Source organism: Pseudomonas rhizozeae, assembly GCF_031583775.1.
GTDB lineage: Bacteria > Pseudomonadota > Gammaproteobacteria > Pseudomonadales > Pseudomonadaceae > Aquipseudomonas.
Genome location: NZ_JAVLSB010000050.1, coordinates 12,624 through 29,147, shown reverse-complemented (window position 1 = coordinate 29,147; position 16,524 = coordinate 12,624). Strand labels below are relative to the sequence as shown.

Sequence of the window (16,524 nt, the reverse complement as noted above, 5' to 3'; positions counted from 1 at the left end):
AACACATCGCCGACGCGGTGAGCAAAGGCGCGACCGTGCTGTCCGGCGGCAAGTCCCTGGAAGGCAACTTCTTCGAGCCAACCATCCTGGTCAACGTGCCGAACAACGCCGCTGTGGCCAAGGAAGAAACCTTCGGTCCGCTGGCGCCGCTGTTCCGCTTCAAGGACGAAGCCGAAGTGATCGCCATGTCCAACGACACCGAGTTCGGCCTAGCCTCGTACTTCTACGCCCGCGACCTGGGCCGAGTTTTCCGCGTGGCGGAAGCGTTGGAATACGGTATGGTCGGCGTCAACACCGGGCTGATCTCCAACGAAGTCGCGCCGTTCGGCGGCATCAAGGCCTCGGGCCTGGGGCGTGAAGGCTCGAAGTACGGCATCGAAGATTACCTGGAGATCAAATACCTGTGCCTGAGCGTATGAGCCGCCCAACGTCGTGATGGATTTTCACACCGCGACCTTGGCGAACTCGCCGTTCAAATAGCGTTGGCATAACTCCACGCTTTGCCGCACCCAGCCCGCACCGACACTGCGTGCTTGCTGGGTGTCGGCGTGGCTGCCGATCCAGGCGAGCACCTGGATTCGCCGCTGAATGATAAAGGTCGGGATCATGGCGATGTCCTCGGCACTCAGCGGGGCGACCGTGACGTAGCCGGCGAGCCAGTGTTCGATCCAGTCATTGAGCCGCTCATGGTGTTCGTAAAAGCTCAGCGCGGCCGCCAGGTCGTGCATGTACCAGCCAAAACCACAGTCATCAAAATCGATCACATGGGTCTGCTCCTGATCGACCAGCAGGTTCGCCAGCCGCAGGTCGGCATGGATCAAACCGTAACGCTGTTCCTCTTGGCCATAACGTGCGAGCTCGCGCTCCACGCGCTGCAAGGTTTCCTCGATCAGGCCCACGGCGTGGCTGTCCAGGTTGGCCGCCGCTCGCCAGTTTCCCCAGTGCCCCTGAGGTCCGACCATGGTTCGGTGGTTCCAGATGATCCGGCGAAAATCAGCGGGCCGCTGCCATTCCCGGCTGTGCTGATGCAGCTTCGCGGTAATCGCGCCCAGCCGCTTGAACGCACTGAGGTCGACATCCGCGGTGGGCTCTGTGCCGCTGACCCAGTTGAACAACACCAGATTCAGTTTTTGCCCACCACCCACCGGAGCTTGCTGCACCGGGTGCCCGTCCAGGCCGGCGATGGGGCGCGGCACTTGAATGCCGGACGCCTGCAGCGCGTTGAGCCAGACCAGCTCGTTCTCGATCTCGCTCGTGTGGTGATAACCCAGCTTGTGCACGCGCAAGGCATAACGTTGGCCGTCGGGGGTATCGATGCGGTAAGTGGCGTTTTCTGAATGACACAGCAACGTGACTTGCCCTTGCACATGGGGTGGATAGCAACGGGCGAGCGTGCGGACAGCCACGTCGCGCAAGGTCTGCACGTCGAGTTCTTGTTGTTGTGCCGTGGTCATACGTCAGCTCCCGAGTGGTTAGGAAGAAAGTGTTCTGAGCAAAAGTCAGAATCAGAATGGAGAGACTGGCGTGGATGCGCTTGACCTCAGGCTGAGTGAATTTGACCGCAGACAACACTTACGCCATCCCGAACGAAAAGTTGACCGCAGAGCAGAAAAGCAATCGTCCAAGGTCAAGTCGCGGGATCAAACCGGCGGCACTATCGCTAGCAAGCACCTGATACGCGCCCGCCGCGTGTCGCACTTTCTGCATGCCTAGCGAGGCCCGGTTCACCATGTTGAAGACCAACGCTTTTTCGCAGGAAAACAGCCACACCCTTTCACCACGCAACCGCGAGATGATCGAGCGGCGGCGGCGGTTGCTCGGCCCTGGCTATCAACTGTTCTATCAAAACCCGCTGCACCTGGTGCGTGGTGAAGGCGTGTGGGTGTACGACGCCGAAGGCCAGCGATACCTGGACGTTTATAACAATGTGCCGTCAGTCGGCCATTGCCATCCCTATGTGGTCGACGCCTTGTGCCGCCAGGCGCGCCTGCTCAATACCCACACCCGTTACCTGCACGACAACCTGCTGGATTTTGCGGAAAAACTGCTCGGCACCATGCCCAGCGAACTGAGCCAGGCGATGTTCACCTGCACGGGCAGCGAGGCCAACGATCTGGCGGTGCGCATCGCCCGCGACTACACCGGCGGTACCGGTGTGATCATCACCCAATACGCCTATCACGGCCTGACCGCGAGCATCGCCGAACTGTCGTCCTCGCAGTTTTCGCAGATCGCCGCGAACCCTGATGCGCGCACGGTGGCAGCGCCGATTCACAGCCCGAACAACCCTGAAGAAGTCGGGCGGATTTTTGCCGCCGACGTGCGTGCGGCGCTGGCCGACATGCACCGTCACGGCATCAAGCCAGCGGCCCTGTTGCTGGATTCATTCTTCACCAGTGACGGCGGGTTTTTCGAGCCGCCAGGCTTCTTGCGCGAAGCCGTTGAGGCGGTGCGAGAGGCCGGCGCGTTGTATATCGCTGACGAAGTCCAGCCTGGCTTCGGCCGTTCGGGGCGGCATATGTGGGGCTTTCAGTGCCATGACCTGGTGCCGGACATCGTCACCCTGGGCAAGCCGATGGGCAACGGTCACCCCACGGCGGGGCTCACCATCAAACCGCAGATCCTGGCGCGTTTCGCCAGCGAGTCCGGTTATTTCAACACCTTCGCCGGCAACCCGGTTTCGTCCGCGGTCGGGCTGGCGGTCCTGGAGGTGATCGAGCAGGAAAACCTCATCGCCAATGCCCATGAAAGCGGAAAATTCATGCTCAATGGCCTGAAAAGCCTGGCCGCACGCCACCCGGTGATCGGTGATGTGCGCGGCATGGGGCTGTACCTGGGCGTCGATTTCACCACCGCGGCCGGCACTCCCGACGCCGCGACTGCGGCAAAAGTGGTCAATGGCCTGCGCGAGGAACACGTGCTGATCGGCGCCGCCGGTCCCCACGTCAATACGCTGAAGATCCGGCCGCCACTGGTGTTCCAGCGCGAGCACGCGGAGATCTTCCTCACCAGCCTGGAGCGCGTGCTCGAGCGGCTCTGACCGGCGCAGCAACATTGCGCTCGACAATCACAAGAACAATGTCACGGAGAACACCATGATCTACGCCAAACCCGGAACACCCGACGCGGCTCTCACACTCAAGCCACGTTACGCCAACTACATCGGTGGCCAATTCGTTGCGCCGGTCAAGGGTCGGTACTTCGTCAACACCAGCCCGGTCGATGCCTCGGTGATTGGCGAATTTCCCCGTTCCAGCGTCGAAGATATCGAGCTGGCTGTGGAGGCCGCCCACGCCGCCGCCGACGCCTGGGGCAAGACCTCGGCGCAAAACCGTGCGCGGGTGCTGCTGAAAATCGCCGACCGCATCGAGGCCAATCTCGAGCTGCTGGCCATCGCCGAAACCTGGGACAACGGTAAGGCCGTCCGCGAAACCCTGAACGCCGACATCCCCTTGGCCGCCGACCACTTCCGCTACTTCGCCGGCTGCATTCGCGCGCAGGAAGGCAGCGCCGCCGAGATTGACGAACACACCGCCGCCTATCATTTCCACGAGCCATTGGGCGTGGTCGGGCAGATCATCCCGTGGAACTTCCCGTTGTTGATGGCAGCCTGGAAACTCGCTCCGGCCCTGGCCGCCGGCAACTGCGTGATTCTCAAGCCCGCCGAACAGACGCCACTGTCGATCACGCTGTTGATGGAGCTGATTGGCGACCTGCTGCCGCCCGGCGTGCTCAACGTGGTGCAAGGTTTTGGCCGCGAGGCCGGCGAGGCACTGGCCACCAGCACGCGCATCGCCAAGATTGCGTTCACCGGCTCCACCCCGGTGGGCTCGCACATTCTCAAGTGCGCCGCCGAAAACATCATTCCCTCGACCGTGGAACTGGGCGGCAAGTCGCCGAACATTTTCTTCGAAGACATCATGGACGCCGAGCCAGCCTTTATCGAAAAAGCCGCCGAAGGTTTGGTGCTGGCCTTCTTCAACCAGGGCGAGGTCTGCTCCTGCCCGTCCCGCGCGCTGGTGCAAGCGTCGATCTACGATGCCTTCATGCTCGAGGTGATGAAGAAGATCAAACAGATCAAGCGCGGCGACCCGCTGGATACCGAGACCATGGTCGGCGCTCAGGCTTCCGAGCAGCAATTCGACAAAATTCTTTCGTACCTGGACATCGCCCAGGGCGAGGGCGCCGAGTTGCTGACGGGCGGCAAGGTGGAACAACTCGAAGGCCATCTGGCGTCCGGGTATTACATCCAGCCGACCCTGCTCAAGGGCCACAACAAGATGCGCGTGTTCCAGGAAGAGATCTTCGGCCCGGTGGTCAGCGTCACCACCTTCAAGGACGAAGCCGAAGCCCTGGCCATCGCCAACGACACCGAGTTCGGCCTCGGCGCCGGGCTGTGGACCCGCGACATCAACCGCGCCTACCGCATGGGCCGGGCGATCAAGGCCGGTCGCGTGTGGACCAACTGCTACCACCTGTACCCGGCGCACGCCGCGTTCGGCGGCTACAAGAAGTCCGGCATCGGGCGCGAGACGCACAAGATGATGCTCGACCATTATCAACAGACCAAGAATTTGCTGATCAGCTATGACGTCAACCCGCTAGGATTTTTTTAACGCCTGCCAACGTCACTACTCGTCACGAAGAGGACCTTGCTCATGTCCATTCAAAAAAACCACACCGTTACCCTCGCGCGCGGTGTCGAGTCTGAAAGTGTCAACGCGCAGTACTTCCAGAATCGCCAGTTGAAACAAGGCGCCGCAGGATGGGTGCTGCTGATTGGCCTTGGGGTGGCCTATGTCATCTCCGGTGACTTTGCCGGCTGGAACTTTGGCTTGGCCCAGGGCGGTTGGGGCGGGATGTTTCTCGCCACCTTGCTGATGGCCGCCATGTATATGTGCATGTGCTTCTCCATGGCGGAGCTGGCTTCGATGATTCCCACCGCCGGTGGCGGTTACGGCTTTGTCCGCACCGCGTTCGGGCCTTGGGGCGGGTTCTTCGCCGGGGCGGCGATCCTGCTGGAATACGCCATCGCGCCGGCCGCCATTGCCTGCTTCATCGGCGCCTACTGCGAGTCACTGTTTGGCGTCGGTGGCTGGCCGATTTACCTGGTGTTTTACACTGTGTTCATCGGTATCCATGTGCTCGGCGCCGGCGAAGCCTTGAAGTTGATGTTTGTCATTACCACGGTGGCGGCGATTGCCCTGGGCCTGTTCATTGTGGCGATGATTCCGCACTTCGAAGTGGCCAACCTGTTCGACATCCCGGTGACCGAAGCCAAGGGCGCCAGCAGCTTCCTGCCGTTTGGTTATGTCGGCATTTGGGCCGCCATTCCCTACGCGATGTGGCTGTTCCTCGCCGTCGAGGGTGTCGCACTGGCCGCAGAAGAAACCAAGAACCCCACCCGCGACCTGCCTCGGGGCTTGATCGGTTCCATGCTGGTGCTGCTGATCTTCGCCGCGCTGATTCTGCTGGTCGGGCCGGGGGCGGCGGGAGCCAAGGCATTGCTGGATTCCGGCAACCCGCTGGTGGCGGCGCTGGAAGCGGTCTATGGCGGTTCGACCTGGATGAGCCAGTTCGTCAATCTGGTGGGCCTGGCCGGTCTGGTGGCCAGTTTCTTTTCAGTGATCTACGCCTATTCACGGCAGATCTTCGCCTTGTCGCGAGCGGGTTATCTGCCGCGCAAACTGTCGGTGACCAACCGCAACAAGGCGCCCGTCTACGCGCTGGTCGTGCCGGGAATCATCGGGTTCGGCCTGTCGCTGACCGGGCAGGGTGACTTGCTGATCCTGGTGGCGGTGTTCGGCGCAACCCTGTCTTACGTGCTGATGATGGCGGCGCACATTACCCTGCGCATCCGTCGTCCGGACATGCAGCGCCCGTATCGCACACCGGGTGGCATTGTCACCTCTTCGGTGGCCCTGTTATTGGCGGCGGTCGCCCTGGTCGCCGGTTTCCTGGTCGACCCGAAAGTGATGCTGGGGACGGCGGCGATCTACGGCCTGTTCATTGCCTACTTTGCGTTGTACAGCCGCCATCACCTGGTGTCCGGCACGCCCGAGGAAGAGTTTGCAGCCATTCAGGAAACTGAAGAAACGCCCCAGTAGCGATCGAGGTAATAACAATGAACAACGACATCAAGAAGTCCCGCAACGCCCCGATATTTCTCAAACTCAGCGGCCATGAAGTCGACGCCCTGGAAGATTATCTGCACCACAAGGCCTACGCGAATCGGGTAGCGGCCGGCGTTGCCGAGGAGATGTACCGTGGCGAGGCGCAAAATCTGCTGACCATCTACAGCCAGATTCTGGCCGATGGGCTGGTCGGCGCTGTCGGCGATCTGGTGGAGGAGGGGCCACTGGCCGAGGCCCTCGACGCGGCGAATGCGGCAAGCGATCAATATCAGAGCAGCTACGCGTTTGCCGCCTTCGAGCGCGAAAAGGCTTTTGCCAACGGCCAAAAGTCATCAGGATGAGGTTCGTATGCCTTAAGCCAGGAGTGGCCTTGAAAGATCCGTTGACGCGGTACGCGCAGGAGGCGGGTATCGGCTATCCGAGGAAGATAGCGACCCATATCCGTGGACTGCTGGCCATCGGCATGCTGCTCCTACTCGGGGGATGCAGCGTGCTCAGTAACCTGCGCGGGCCGGCGACGCCGTTCTCGCCATCTGAGACGCCGCCCGCGCCGGATTACCGCCTGACCAACGCCTGGCTGGCGATCCCTGGGCGGGCAGGGTTGGAGTTATCAAGCGTGCCGGGAATAGTGCCAAAGCAGGGTAAACAGCTTGAGGCCGACGTGTTTTTTATCCATCCAACGACGTACAAGGGCAGCGATGTCTGGAACGCGCCGTTCGATGCGTTCGACGTCGCCGCGCCGCTTAATCCCGCTGTATTGCTGGGGCAGGTAAGCGTGTTCAACGATTGTTGTCGGCTGTTCGCGCCACGCTACCGTCAGGCGACCTTGGCCGGGCTCAACAACGATCAGGCGATGAACCTCGCCTACACGGATATCGCCCAGGCCTTCCGCTTTTTTATCGCCCATCAGAACGGCAACCGACCGTTTGTCATCGCCTCGCACAGTCAAGGCACGGCCCACGCGATCAAATTGCTGCAGCAGGAAATCCTCGACACGCCGTTGCAAAAGCGTCTGGTGGCGGCGTACCTGATCGGCGGCTACGTTCCCGACAACTTCGCTGAAGTGGGCCTGCCGACTTGCAACGACGCCCGACAGGTCGGCTGCGTGCTCTCCTATAACACCAGTCAGACTGGGCGGTCCGGTGCGCGCCTGTTGATTGATGACAAGACCTACTGGTGGAAAGGCGCAAACAAGCGCGAAGGCCAAGCACTGGCGCTTTGCGTGAATCCATTGAACTGGCAACAGCAAGGATCGGCGCCCCGTGAAGCCAACGCCGGCAGCTTGCCGTTTCCTGAAGCGCCTTTCCCCACAGGGCCTCAACCCCTCGCGGCGCTGACGCCCCACCTGACCGGCGCCGAGTGCCGCAATGGCTTGCTTGAGGTCGACATCCCCGGCTCATCCGCCGCGCAATTTCGTGACGTTCTGAGCTGGGTCACAGGCAGTTATCACCTGAACGACTACGGGATTTTTTACGCGAACCTGAGGCGCAACGTACAGGATCGTGTTGATGCCTGGGTGGCGGGAAATCCTGCTGGAAGCAGGGATTAGCGGCTTATCAAGTTGATATTTCCTCAAAGGACAAATAGTCGTTATTTCTCTGCATCAGCAAAAGGGGAGGAAAACCCACAAGGCTTGGACGTGCCACATCCGTAACAACGAAGCCCGCAGAGTTGTAAAGTGCAATTGCCCATACATCATTAGCCCATACGACAAGCGATAGATCATTATCGCAGCCAGCTCGCTCGGCAATAGATACGGCCTCCAATAACAACTTCCTCCCTAGACCACGCCCTTGCCAGTCATCACGAATGGCCAACGAATGAATAAGAAACTGCCCTGGTGCCTTTAGGGCGCTTAAAGGCGTTACTATGCCGTCATAAACATCATCGTGAAGATGAAGCGTCCAGTCAGAGCTATCTCGATCTAGATCGGTCGTGCGACCGCCTATCAAACAACCCACTGCTTCGTCTTGAGATGACCTATCTATCAATACATAAGCATGCATTAGAAGTGACGGAGTAAGCACAAAGCGAAGCATAAATTCCTGAAAGCTCAGGCCAAGCTTATTTCCTTCGATGCCCCTCTTGTAGATGCCCGTTGTAGAAACGAGCTCTATCAAAAGGGGGAGATGCTTCTTCTCAGCACAAACAAGCTCATACATAGCTCGCGCTCAACGTATTACTTGGATCTGGTGTTGGCATGGCCGTTTACGATTGATTTAAACGGATAGAACCATATGAAATATAAGCGAAATTTACTATGCGGGTTACGGATCTTAATGTGTGAACCAACAGTTCATAATTTGAACTTAAAAGGTCCACTCATCGCTTCACCGCCGACTAGGCATCACACTACCGCAAGTCACTCACTGTACGGTCGGAACCGTTCCGCCATCGATCACATGTTCCGAGCCTGCTAATGACGCGGCGCGTGGCGACACCAGGAAGGTGATGAAATCCGCAACTTCCTGCGGCTTGGCCGGGCGGCCGACTGCAATTCCGCCGAGCCAGTCCATGATCAGTTTTTTGCCACCCTCGTAGTCTGTGTCGTGTTCGCGCGCCATGCGCTCGGCGAACTCCACCGACGCCTCGGTCTCGATCCAGCCCGGCGAGACGCTCAAGACGCGCACACCCTTCGGCGTCACTTCCTTCGACAGTGACTTGCTGTAGGTCGAGAGCGCACCCTTGGCCGCGGCGTAAGCGGTGGTCGACGCCCAGAGCGGGAGGATGCGCTGGATCGAGCTCACATGCAGTACGACGCCCGCGCCCTTTGCCAGCATTCGCGGCACCAGTGCGCGATCCAGGCGCACTGCAGCCATGAGGTTGAGGTTGAGCTCATTGAACCAGGCGTCGTCATCAAGCACCGCGAAACCACCGACCGGAGCGCTCGAGCCCCCGAGACTGTTGATCAGGATGTCGACGGTGCCCCAGCGCTTCTCGACCGCATGGACCAGCTCGGCCACGCCTTCGGCCGTCGACAGGTCGGTCGTTACGTAAGTCACACCCGGCAGCGGATTCTCCGGAGCCGAGCGAGCCGACGTCATCACCTTCACGCCGGCATCCTGCAAGCTCTTGACGAGGGCGGCGCCCAAACCCTTGGTGCCACCCGTGACCAGTGCGCGCTTGCCTGTCAATTCGAGGTCGAAGCTCATACGTTGATCTCCAGTATGTTGATCAGCCCGCGATCGAGGCCGAAACGGTAGGACAGGGTGACCGGGCTGCCGGGGAAGTTGCCGGTGACCTTGGCGCGGACGACGTGGAAGCCGTCGTTGTCTTCGATATCGAACGGCACGCTCGTCGCGTTGTACTTGACCGATGCCGCAGCGAGGAAGGCCGTAATACTATCGACGCCTTCACAGGTATGACCGTCGTCCTTCAGGATGGCATCTGCTTTGAAGCACTGTGCCAACGATTGCGGATTGTGTTCGGACGCGAAGTATTTCGCGATGGGTTCGGGAAGCGTCAGGGCGTTCATATTCGTGGCTTCAAGTGGTGACTGAAGCTCTATAGTGCGCGCTGACGTTTGCTTAGTTAATACTCTAGAATTGGCATGGGTTATGTAGATTAGCGTGCATAATCAGCCAGATGGTCAGGGTTGCTCGAAATGTCCCCGATCCAGCAGACAGTCGATGAACGCACTGAGGAGGGCGGATCGATGCTGTCTATCGGGGTAATACAGGAAAAGCCCAGGCCGCATAATCGACCAATCGGCCAAGACCTGGACCAGCCGCCCCCTGCTCCAGCAACTCACCCACGCCGTCCTGCTCGAAGTGATAGGCGAGCCCGAGCCCGTTCAGCGCGGCGGCAATGCCGATGTCCGCGTGATTGGTAACGACAGGCCCATCGACCGCGACTTCGACGCTTTGCTCACGCTTCTTGAACTCCCATCGATAACGCCTTCCCTCCATCTGCAGCCGCCAATTGATACAGGCATGCTGATGCAGATCGGCAGGTGACTTGGGTGTCCCGTGACGCGCGAGATAGTCCGGGGACGCGACCACGACCATATTCATGTCCGGCGTCAGGCGGATGGCGACCATGTCCTTCTCGAGCTGCCCACCTACGCGGATGCCTGCATCGAAGCGGCCGGTCACGATATCGGCCAGCGCATCATCCACCACGATGTCGAGCACAACATCGGGGTGGGCCTGATGAAAGCGTGCAAGGCGTGGCGCAATGATCGTCCGGGCGCCGAGCCCCAGCGTGTTGATCCGCAGCGTCCCACTCATCTGCCCCGCGGCCTCGCTGGCTTCGGCAACCGCCACGTCCATGTCCCGAAATAGGGGAGCCAAGCGCTGATACAGCAACTCGCCGCTTGCCGACGGCGCGACACTGCGAGTGGTGCGATTGAGCAGGCGACTGCCAATGCGGCTTTCCAGCTGGCGAATGGTCTGGCTGAGCGCAGAAGGAGACAGGCCAAGGTGTTCTGCTGCTCGTGCAAAACTCTGCCGCTCGACTACCGCGACAAAGGCCTTCAGCTCGGAAAATTCAGATCCACGCATTCTGTACTGATTTCTACATGACAAATCCTGATTCTAGACTTGTCTTTACACTAATGACATTGCGCATGTGCTGATGCGGTTGCCGTGGCCGCTTTGCAGTGTTTTTTGCATGCATCCAGCGGTTGAACATCCGCAATGCGTCGATAGTCGCCGCTCTCGAGCGTCCACTTTCACCCAGATGCAGCATTTCACGAATAACTGATCCTCGATGATCGGCAGATTCGCCGACCAATACGCATCGGTGGTGCCAAAGGGCGCCAAGGCCTACGGAGTTTGTGTGTTTTTTTATATTTTAGTGTTTACTGTCATGCCATTGCCTTTGCCATAAGTTTGTAAGTTCCTCAGGACATGGATAGCCGTCGTGTACTCGGGTACAAGGCTAGTAGCGTACTTGTCGCCTTTGATGCTGTTGGCTTGAATGCTATCTAATTGCATGGCGAAATATTGCAGTGCATTGAATTTGGCGTCTGGATCATTCTGTAGACCAAATCTATCGAATCTATCTCCGGCTTTCATTAATGTCATGGAGGTTATATCGGATATCAGTCCCTTGCCCCTTAAGAAAGCACTAAGATTTCCTAACTGCTTTGATGACACGTTTTCCGGGTCGAAGCCTTTAACGTTTTTATAGACTTTCTGCTCATCCATTTTGGCCGTGTTAAGAGCATTAGGATTATTTCCTACCAGCGCCAACATATGTCTGACTTTGACACTATTCGATACAGAGTTGCCGTTCGTCATGTTATTAATCAGTAAGCCAGACTTTGCAACCCATCCCCCGGTATAGCCGATAGTCATTATTCCAGCTCCTTGAATCGAACGTGATTTATAAACCGTGAGGATGCTCTAAGCGCTGAAGCCACCGTCAACGGTAAACCCTGCACCGGTTATATGCCGTGCATCTGGTCCGCAAAGGAATGCCACCATGTTGGCTACGTCTTCGACTTTGCCGTAATGACCCAGCGCGATGCCATCTCGCATCGCTTGGGCACCGGCGCCATCGGCGGGGTTCATGTCTGTATCTGTAGGCCCGGGGTGTACGATGTTGACAGTAATGCCGCGGGCACCCACGTCTCTCGCCAGGCCTTTGGTCAGCGCAATGAGTGCCGCTTTGCTCATTGAATAAATGCTTAGATTGGCCATCGGTACGCGTTCAGCCAAGCAGCTACCTAAATTGATAATGCGGCCACCATTAGGTAAATGAACCAGTGCAGCCTGACTTGCCAGCACTACAGACTTAACATTGATGTTTAACACTGAATTTAGAGTGTCGAGTTCTAATTCATCGAGCGGACCGTACTGGAAAATTCCAGCATTGTTTACCAGTATGTCCAGACCGCCCAGAGCTTGAGCGGCTTGATTGACGGAGTTTTTGACCGCTTCGGGGTCTGAACTATCGGCTTGAAATGACACAGCGTTGCGTCCGCTCTCTTTGATTTGTTTTACCAGTGCCTCCGCTTTTTCATGAGATCGTTCATAGGTAATCGCAACGTCCGCCCCCTTGGCTGCTAATGCTAGGGCGATTGCTTTACCAATACCACGACTTGCGCCTGTGACCAGTGCGCGTTTGCCATTAAGATTACTCATAACTCTGACTTCCTTTGGTGGATGGAAATAAACACTCAGTCAGCAATTAAATACTTTTTAGTCGAGTGTTGGTACAAGGTTTGGAGTGCTGAATCTTTCGGAATGAAGCATTGAATAGTCCGCAGGCCTGCTGCGAGCGCGGGTTGCTCCGCTCAGATGGTTTACCATCCAAGTATCGCAACCGAATATATCAATGGGCTGGCTAAAGCCTATGCTCTTAGTGTTTAGAAGATAAAACGCTTGAGCCTCTAACAATGGCATTTGACCTCCGGTCTAAGTCTGTTGACCTACTTAAGCGCAAAGCATTCTGAAAATAGATGGTTCTTGCGTGCTTTTGGTCTGAGATCAGAATGAGTGTCGAGATTATGATCTTGGTTGATGAGTTGATAAATGATGTTTGTCGAAACACTTTGTGGCGTTTTTTACCACAATAACGTTCTGTTTATTTCGGGCAAAAAAAGACCCGCTTGCGGGCGGGTCAAAAGTAAAACCAAAGGTAAGCGGAACAAAAAGACAAGGTTGATTCGTATGGCTTTATGCTTCGCTTGGTAATAGCTTATCGGCTTTCTGGATTCGGCATAATCGACTTCGCCGATAGTGATAATTAAAAACCATTCGCCTCAGGGCAAGGGTTTAGTGTTTATTAATTTCAGTAGGTGTGATAGTAGTGATTTAAATGGGCCGCTATTTTATAGTTGCATAACACATCATTATTTCTGATATCAGTCGCCGTTGTAGTTCTCCAGCTATTACCGGTAACCGAGCTCAGGATTGTGTTAAGTTGCGGGTAATCTCAAGCTCTCTGACAAATGATTCAAAACTACCCGAGTTTTTGCCGACATTTTTTGTCCTGAGGGGATCAAAGCATGCACAGGTAATCCGGCTGTACTTGACTGAGGCAGCAAATGCACGAGCGCGCCCTCACAGATATACGGTTGGGCCATGCGGTCGAGTATTTGGCCGACGCCGAGGCCTTTAACCATAGCGTCGATGATGACCTGTGTATCTGATGTGATTATTTGTGGCTCAGGGGAGATTTCCCTGATATGGCCTTCATCAAGTAGCGTCCATGGACGCAAACGACCGTTACGACCACGGAAGATCAACGCTGAGTGGTTGGCGATATCACTCACCGATTTAAGGTCGCCCCTGCGAGCGATGTAGTCCGGAGATGCATAAAGTCCAAAGGTCGTGTCACACAACTTTCGCACGGTCATTTCACTGTCGGTCAGCAATTCGCCGATGCGCACGACGATATCCCAGCCTTCTGCAACAGGGTCTGACACCTGATCGGTGATGGCCAGTTCCAGGGTGAGTTTCGGATAGCGCCCAGCGAGGGCTGCGAACGTGGGCAAAAGCAGACGGCCAAAACTTGCGGGGAGATTGAGTCGCACGCGTCCAATTGGCTCGCTGCGCCGAACTTTAAGGGAATGTTCCACCTCTTTGAGATAATCCAGAGCGGTCAAAGCCCCCACTAAATAGATTTCCCCATCTTCGGTGAGACGAATTACCCGCGTGGTCCGCTGGAACAATTGGGTGCCAAGGCGTTTCTCCAGGCGTTGCACGGCTTTTCCGACGTTGGATTTATCTGTGCCCAGGCCCTCAGCGGCACGAGTGAAGCTCCCGGTTTGAGCAACGGCGGTGAATGTCACTATATCGGGCATCGAAATATCAGACCGTCTGATCATTGTCTCTCCTGGCGCCACAAAGCGTCTTCTTCGGCATCGTTTATCAACAGGCGGTTGCTGTTTATTCTCAACGAAACAGCATTCTTTTTCGGACTTCGGATAGGTTCAGATGGGCGGGCAATACGTTGCATATATGTTTTTCCCAAGTTGCCTCAGTCTCATCCGCGTGCAGATGCGAGTGACTGATGGCCATTAATGAAAAGTGTTTCATAGATTTCAATCTCAATCTGATGACTACTTTCATAGTGGTCTATCGTGAGTGCAGCGTGTCCCGGGCGGCCCTTTGTCTAGGCGTCAAGCAACCTGCGGTGAGTAACTCGCTGGCTCAATTGCGATTGCACTTCCGCGATCGTTTATTTCTTCGGGCCGAGCACGGTGTGCGTCCTACCGCCAAAGCCATAAAAATTGCCACCGCGCTCATCCCCGCGATGAATCGGATCGAGTTATTGTTGGTGGCCAATCGGTGATTCACGGGTTGTTTCAGTTCGCTCTAGCGCTGAAATGTGGCACCACAAACTGCTCCAACTCCTCGATCATTTCTTGGGCCGGTCGCTGGCCGAATCTGAAATTCAGCATGACGTGATTAACGCCAATATCGCGCAGCAATTCCAGGAGCGCTTTCAAGTGGTTGCGGCCCAGCCGATAACCTAAATGAATGGCGTGTGGAGGGAAGTCGGGGTTATCGGTCAGTTCGACGTAGAGCGAGCAGCAAAAAGGCTTGAAAACCTCGCCACATTGTTGCTGCACGACCGCCCGCCAGTGGCGAATGATGGCTTGCTGATGCTCTGGCGGTCGCGGGTAATTGATCCAGCCATGGCCATTGGCAGCGATCCATTCAATGGATTGGCGACTGTTTCCTGTAATCAACAAAGGTATTTCATTGGCGAAGGGCTTGGGGACCATATCGCCGCCAGACAGCAGGCCATTACTCCATCGCAAGGCCTCAAAACGAGTGGTTTGCGATTTTCTCAGTACTTCGATGTATTCGCGAAACAGTTCACCACGGTGTTCGGGATTAACGCCGAATGCCGGAAACTCCACCGGACGGTCGCCCGTGGCAACCCCGAGTAGCAGTCTACCGCCACTCAGTTGGTCGACGCTTGTGGCCGCTTTGGCCAAGTGCAAGGGATTGCGAAGAGGCACCACGCTAGATGCTGTTCCGAGCGCGATACGTTCGGTTTGTGCAGCGATGTAACCAAGGTAAACAAATGGGTCAAACACCTGACCGACATCACCGAAGTCAGGATCCAGTAAAGGCACATCACGAACCCATAACGCGGCAAATCCCGCGGCTTCTGCTTGCCGTGCTCGTTCTGCTTGGTGCTGCATGGTTGGGGATGCGCCTGAGTAGGCTTCGATAGGAAAGACCGCGCCCAGTGTCAATTGACCTTCTTCAAAGGTGCGGCGAAATGCCGGCTGAGCGTAATACGGCAGCGTGGAAAGGCTTAGCATGGAAGGACCGTGTTGGAGGCTATGGATCGCAGCCTATGGCGCAGCTGATACAACAACAAACAATCATTTTTTGTATAAGATACAAATATGAACAGAGTAGCGAGGCTAGGAATCAAACAGCTGCGGATTTTTTCCGCATTGCTCAAGGAAAAAAATCTCAGTGTTGTCGCCGACCAGATGGGGCTAACTCAGCAAGCCGTTAGCGCTAATGTAGCGACGTTAAGGGAGGTTTTTGGCGATCCGTTGTTCGTGCGCACGGGCCGTGGAGTTACGTCCACGTCGCTAGCACAGGAACTGGCGGGCGAAGTGAATGAAATCCTTTGCGCACTTGATCGGCTAATAGATCGAGCACCTTTCGATCCAGCACAGGCGTTTGCTCAGGTGAATATTTGTGGGGCGGACTACGCGCACTATGTCGCCCTCGCTCCTCGCCTGAGTGACATTCGTGAGCAGGCCCCCCATCTAAAGTTGATCCTGAGCGAGCTGCAAATCGATTCTCTGGCTGGAAAAATGGCCAGCGGTGAGATCGACATTGCGATTTCCCTTCCTGAGTACGTTCCGGCGAACTTTCCGCGGCGGACTCTGTTTCATGAGCACTATGTGTGCGTCGCGCAAGAGGCGTCTGAGCTATGCCATGGTGTGGTCAGTCTGGACGCCTTGGCTCGACAGCCTCATGTGGTGGTTTCGCCCGCCAGGGCCAATTTGCAGGGCTCGGCAGATGGTTGGTTCGAGCAACGCGGCTTGCAACGCAACATCATTCTCTCGGTGCCGCATTTTCTACTGGTTGGGCAGATGGTCAAAGCCACTGGCGCTGTGGCGTTCATTCCCTCCCGCCTTCTGCCATACCCCGGTTTGAAAATCGTGCAACTGGAAGAAAATGTCAGTCCCCCTGGATATGAGTTGATTGTGGCCTGGCACCCGCATTCGGCATCCAGCCCGCTGATCAATTGGATCGTCAACATGTTGGCTGGCTGATTTTCCTCGATTTTCATTGTGTCGATAAACGCCACAATGGGTGTCCCTGCGCATCGTTTATCAATCCGTAAGAGGCTTCCACAATGGACGCCTCCGGTCCTGTGTGATCCATCCGATGAACTGGTCCGGCCCCGGCGATAGGTCGCAAGTCCTAGCGTTATCTGATCCGATTACCAGGAATCATCA

17 protein-coding genes are annotated in these 16,524 nt (G+C 56.7%); 8 read left to right on the top strand and 9 right to left on the bottom strand.

Annotation, left to right across the window (positions count from 1 at the left end):
• Positions 1 to 419: aldehyde dehydrogenase family protein (locus RG836_RS18180; protein WP_310848109.1), on the top strand; the 419-nt coding region annotated here is incomplete at its 5' end.
• A 24-nt stretch (positions 420 to 443) separates the two neighbouring features.
• Here RG836_RS18180 and RG836_RS18175 read toward each other — a convergent pair.
• Positions 444 to 1,454 carry a phosphotransferase enzyme family protein gene (locus tag RG836_RS18175; RefSeq protein WP_310848107.1) on the bottom strand — a complete coding sequence of 337 codons (1,011 nt, stop codon included), beginning with the start codon at positions 1,452 to 1,454 and terminating at the stop codon, positions 444 to 446.
• Between the two features lie 275 nt (positions 1,455 to 1,729).
• Between RG836_RS18175 and RG836_RS18170 the strand changes: the two genes are divergently transcribed.
• Genes RG836_RS18170 through RG836_RS18150 form a run of 5 tightly spaced genes read left to right on the top strand, consistent with a single transcriptional unit; the run spans position 1,730 to position 7,683 of the window.
• Complete coding sequence (locus tag RG836_RS18170; RefSeq protein ID WP_310848105.1) at positions 1,730 to 3,040, top strand: aspartate aminotransferase family protein; 1,311 nt, start codon at positions 1,730 to 1,732, stop codon at positions 3,038 to 3,040.
• 55 nt (positions 3,041 to 3,095) lie between these two features.
• Positions 3,096 to 4,616, top strand: coding sequence for an acetaldehyde dehydrogenase ExaC (gene exaC, locus RG836_RS18165; protein ID WP_310848103.1), 1,521 nt, complete (start codon positions 3,096 to 3,098; stop codon positions 4,614 to 4,616).
• A 42-nt stretch (positions 4,617 to 4,658) separates the two neighbouring features.
• A complete protein-coding gene (gene eat, locus RG836_RS18160; RefSeq protein ID WP_310848101.1) occupies positions 4,659 to 6,107 on the top strand; it encodes an ethanolamine permease in 1,449 nt (482 codons plus the stop codon).
• A gap of 17 nt (positions 6,108 to 6,124) precedes the next feature.
• The gene (locus tag RG836_RS18155; RefSeq protein WP_310848098.1) at positions 6,125 to 6,475 is read left to right on the top strand and encodes a hypothetical protein; all 351 of its coding nucleotides are present in this window, start codon (positions 6,125 to 6,127) and stop codon (positions 6,473 to 6,475) included.
• A 29-nt stretch (positions 6,476 to 6,504) separates the two neighbouring features.
• Positions 6,505 to 7,683, top strand: a complete 1,179-nt coding sequence (locus tag RG836_RS18150) for a DUF3089 domain-containing protein (protein ID WP_310848096.1) — start codon at positions 6,505 to 6,507, stop codon at positions 7,681 to 7,683.
• 7 nt (positions 7,684 to 7,690) lie between these two features.
• Here RG836_RS18150 and RG836_RS18145 read toward each other — a convergent pair whose 3' ends face one another.
• The 7 genes from RG836_RS18145 to RG836_RS18115 form a co-directional block, all read right to left on the bottom strand.
• Positions 7,691 to 8,296, bottom strand: a complete 606-nt coding sequence (locus tag RG836_RS18145) for a GNAT family N-acetyltransferase (RefSeq protein WP_310848094.1) — start codon at positions 8,294 to 8,296, stop codon at positions 7,691 to 7,693.
• Between the two features lie 204 nt (positions 8,297 to 8,500).
• Entirely contained in the window at positions 8,501 to 9,286 is a 786-nt protein-coding gene (locus RG836_RS18140; RefSeq protein WP_310848092.1) for an SDR family oxidoreductase, read from the bottom strand.
• Positions 9,283 to 9,609: a nuclear transport factor 2 family protein gene (locus tag RG836_RS18135; RefSeq protein WP_310848091.1), complete on the bottom strand. Its 327-nt coding sequence runs from the start codon at positions 9,607 to 9,609 to the stop codon at positions 9,283 to 9,285. The genes RG836_RS18140 and RG836_RS18135 overlap by 4 nt, the downstream gene beginning before the upstream one ends.
• A 187-nt stretch (positions 9,610 to 9,796) precedes the next feature.
• Entirely contained in the window at positions 9,797 to 10,636 is an 840-nt protein-coding gene (locus RG836_RS18130) for a LysR family transcriptional regulator (RefSeq protein WP_310848090.1), read from the bottom strand.
• 285 nt (positions 10,637 to 10,921) lie between these two features.
• Positions 10,922 to 11,434 carry a hypothetical protein gene (locus RG836_RS18125; protein WP_310848088.1) on the bottom strand — a complete coding sequence of 171 codons (513 nt, stop codon included), beginning with the start codon at positions 11,432 to 11,434 and terminating at the stop codon, positions 10,922 to 10,924.
• A 48-nt stretch (positions 11,435 to 11,482) separates the two neighbouring features.
• Positions 11,483 to 12,223, bottom strand: coding sequence for an SDR family NAD(P)-dependent oxidoreductase (locus tag RG836_RS18120; RefSeq protein ID WP_310848086.1), 741 nt, complete (start codon positions 12,221 to 12,223; stop codon positions 11,483 to 11,485).
• Between the two features lie 776 nt (positions 12,224 to 12,999).
• Complete coding sequence (locus tag RG836_RS18115) at positions 13,000 to 13,911, bottom strand: LysR family transcriptional regulator (RefSeq protein ID WP_310848085.1); 912 nt, start codon at positions 13,909 to 13,911, stop codon at positions 13,000 to 13,002.
• 185 nt (positions 13,912 to 14,096) lie between these two features.
• On the opposite strand from RG836_RS18115, the gene RG836_RS18110 reads away from it, so the two are divergent.
• The gene (locus RG836_RS18110) at positions 14,097 to 14,378 is read left to right on the top strand and encodes a LysR family transcriptional regulator (RefSeq protein ID WP_310848083.1); all 282 of its coding nucleotides are present in this window, start codon (positions 14,097 to 14,099) and stop codon (positions 14,376 to 14,378) included.
• 13 nt (positions 14,379 to 14,391) lie between these two features.
• Here RG836_RS18110 and RG836_RS18105 read toward each other — a convergent pair whose 3' ends face one another.
• Positions 14,392 to 15,363 (bottom strand): LLM class oxidoreductase, encoded by a 972-nt coding sequence (locus RG836_RS18105; RefSeq protein ID WP_310848082.1) that lies wholly within the window; start codon positions 15,361 to 15,363, stop codon positions 14,392 to 14,394.
• Between the two features lie 87 nt (positions 15,364 to 15,450).
• Here RG836_RS18105 and RG836_RS18100 point away from each other — a divergent pair, with 87 nt between their 5' ends.
• On the top strand, positions 15,451 to 16,338 hold the full coding sequence (locus RG836_RS18100) for a LysR family transcriptional regulator (protein WP_310848081.1): 888 nt from the start codon (positions 15,451 to 15,453) through the stop codon (positions 16,336 to 16,338).
• Positions 16,339 to 16,524 lie beyond the last annotated feature (186 nt).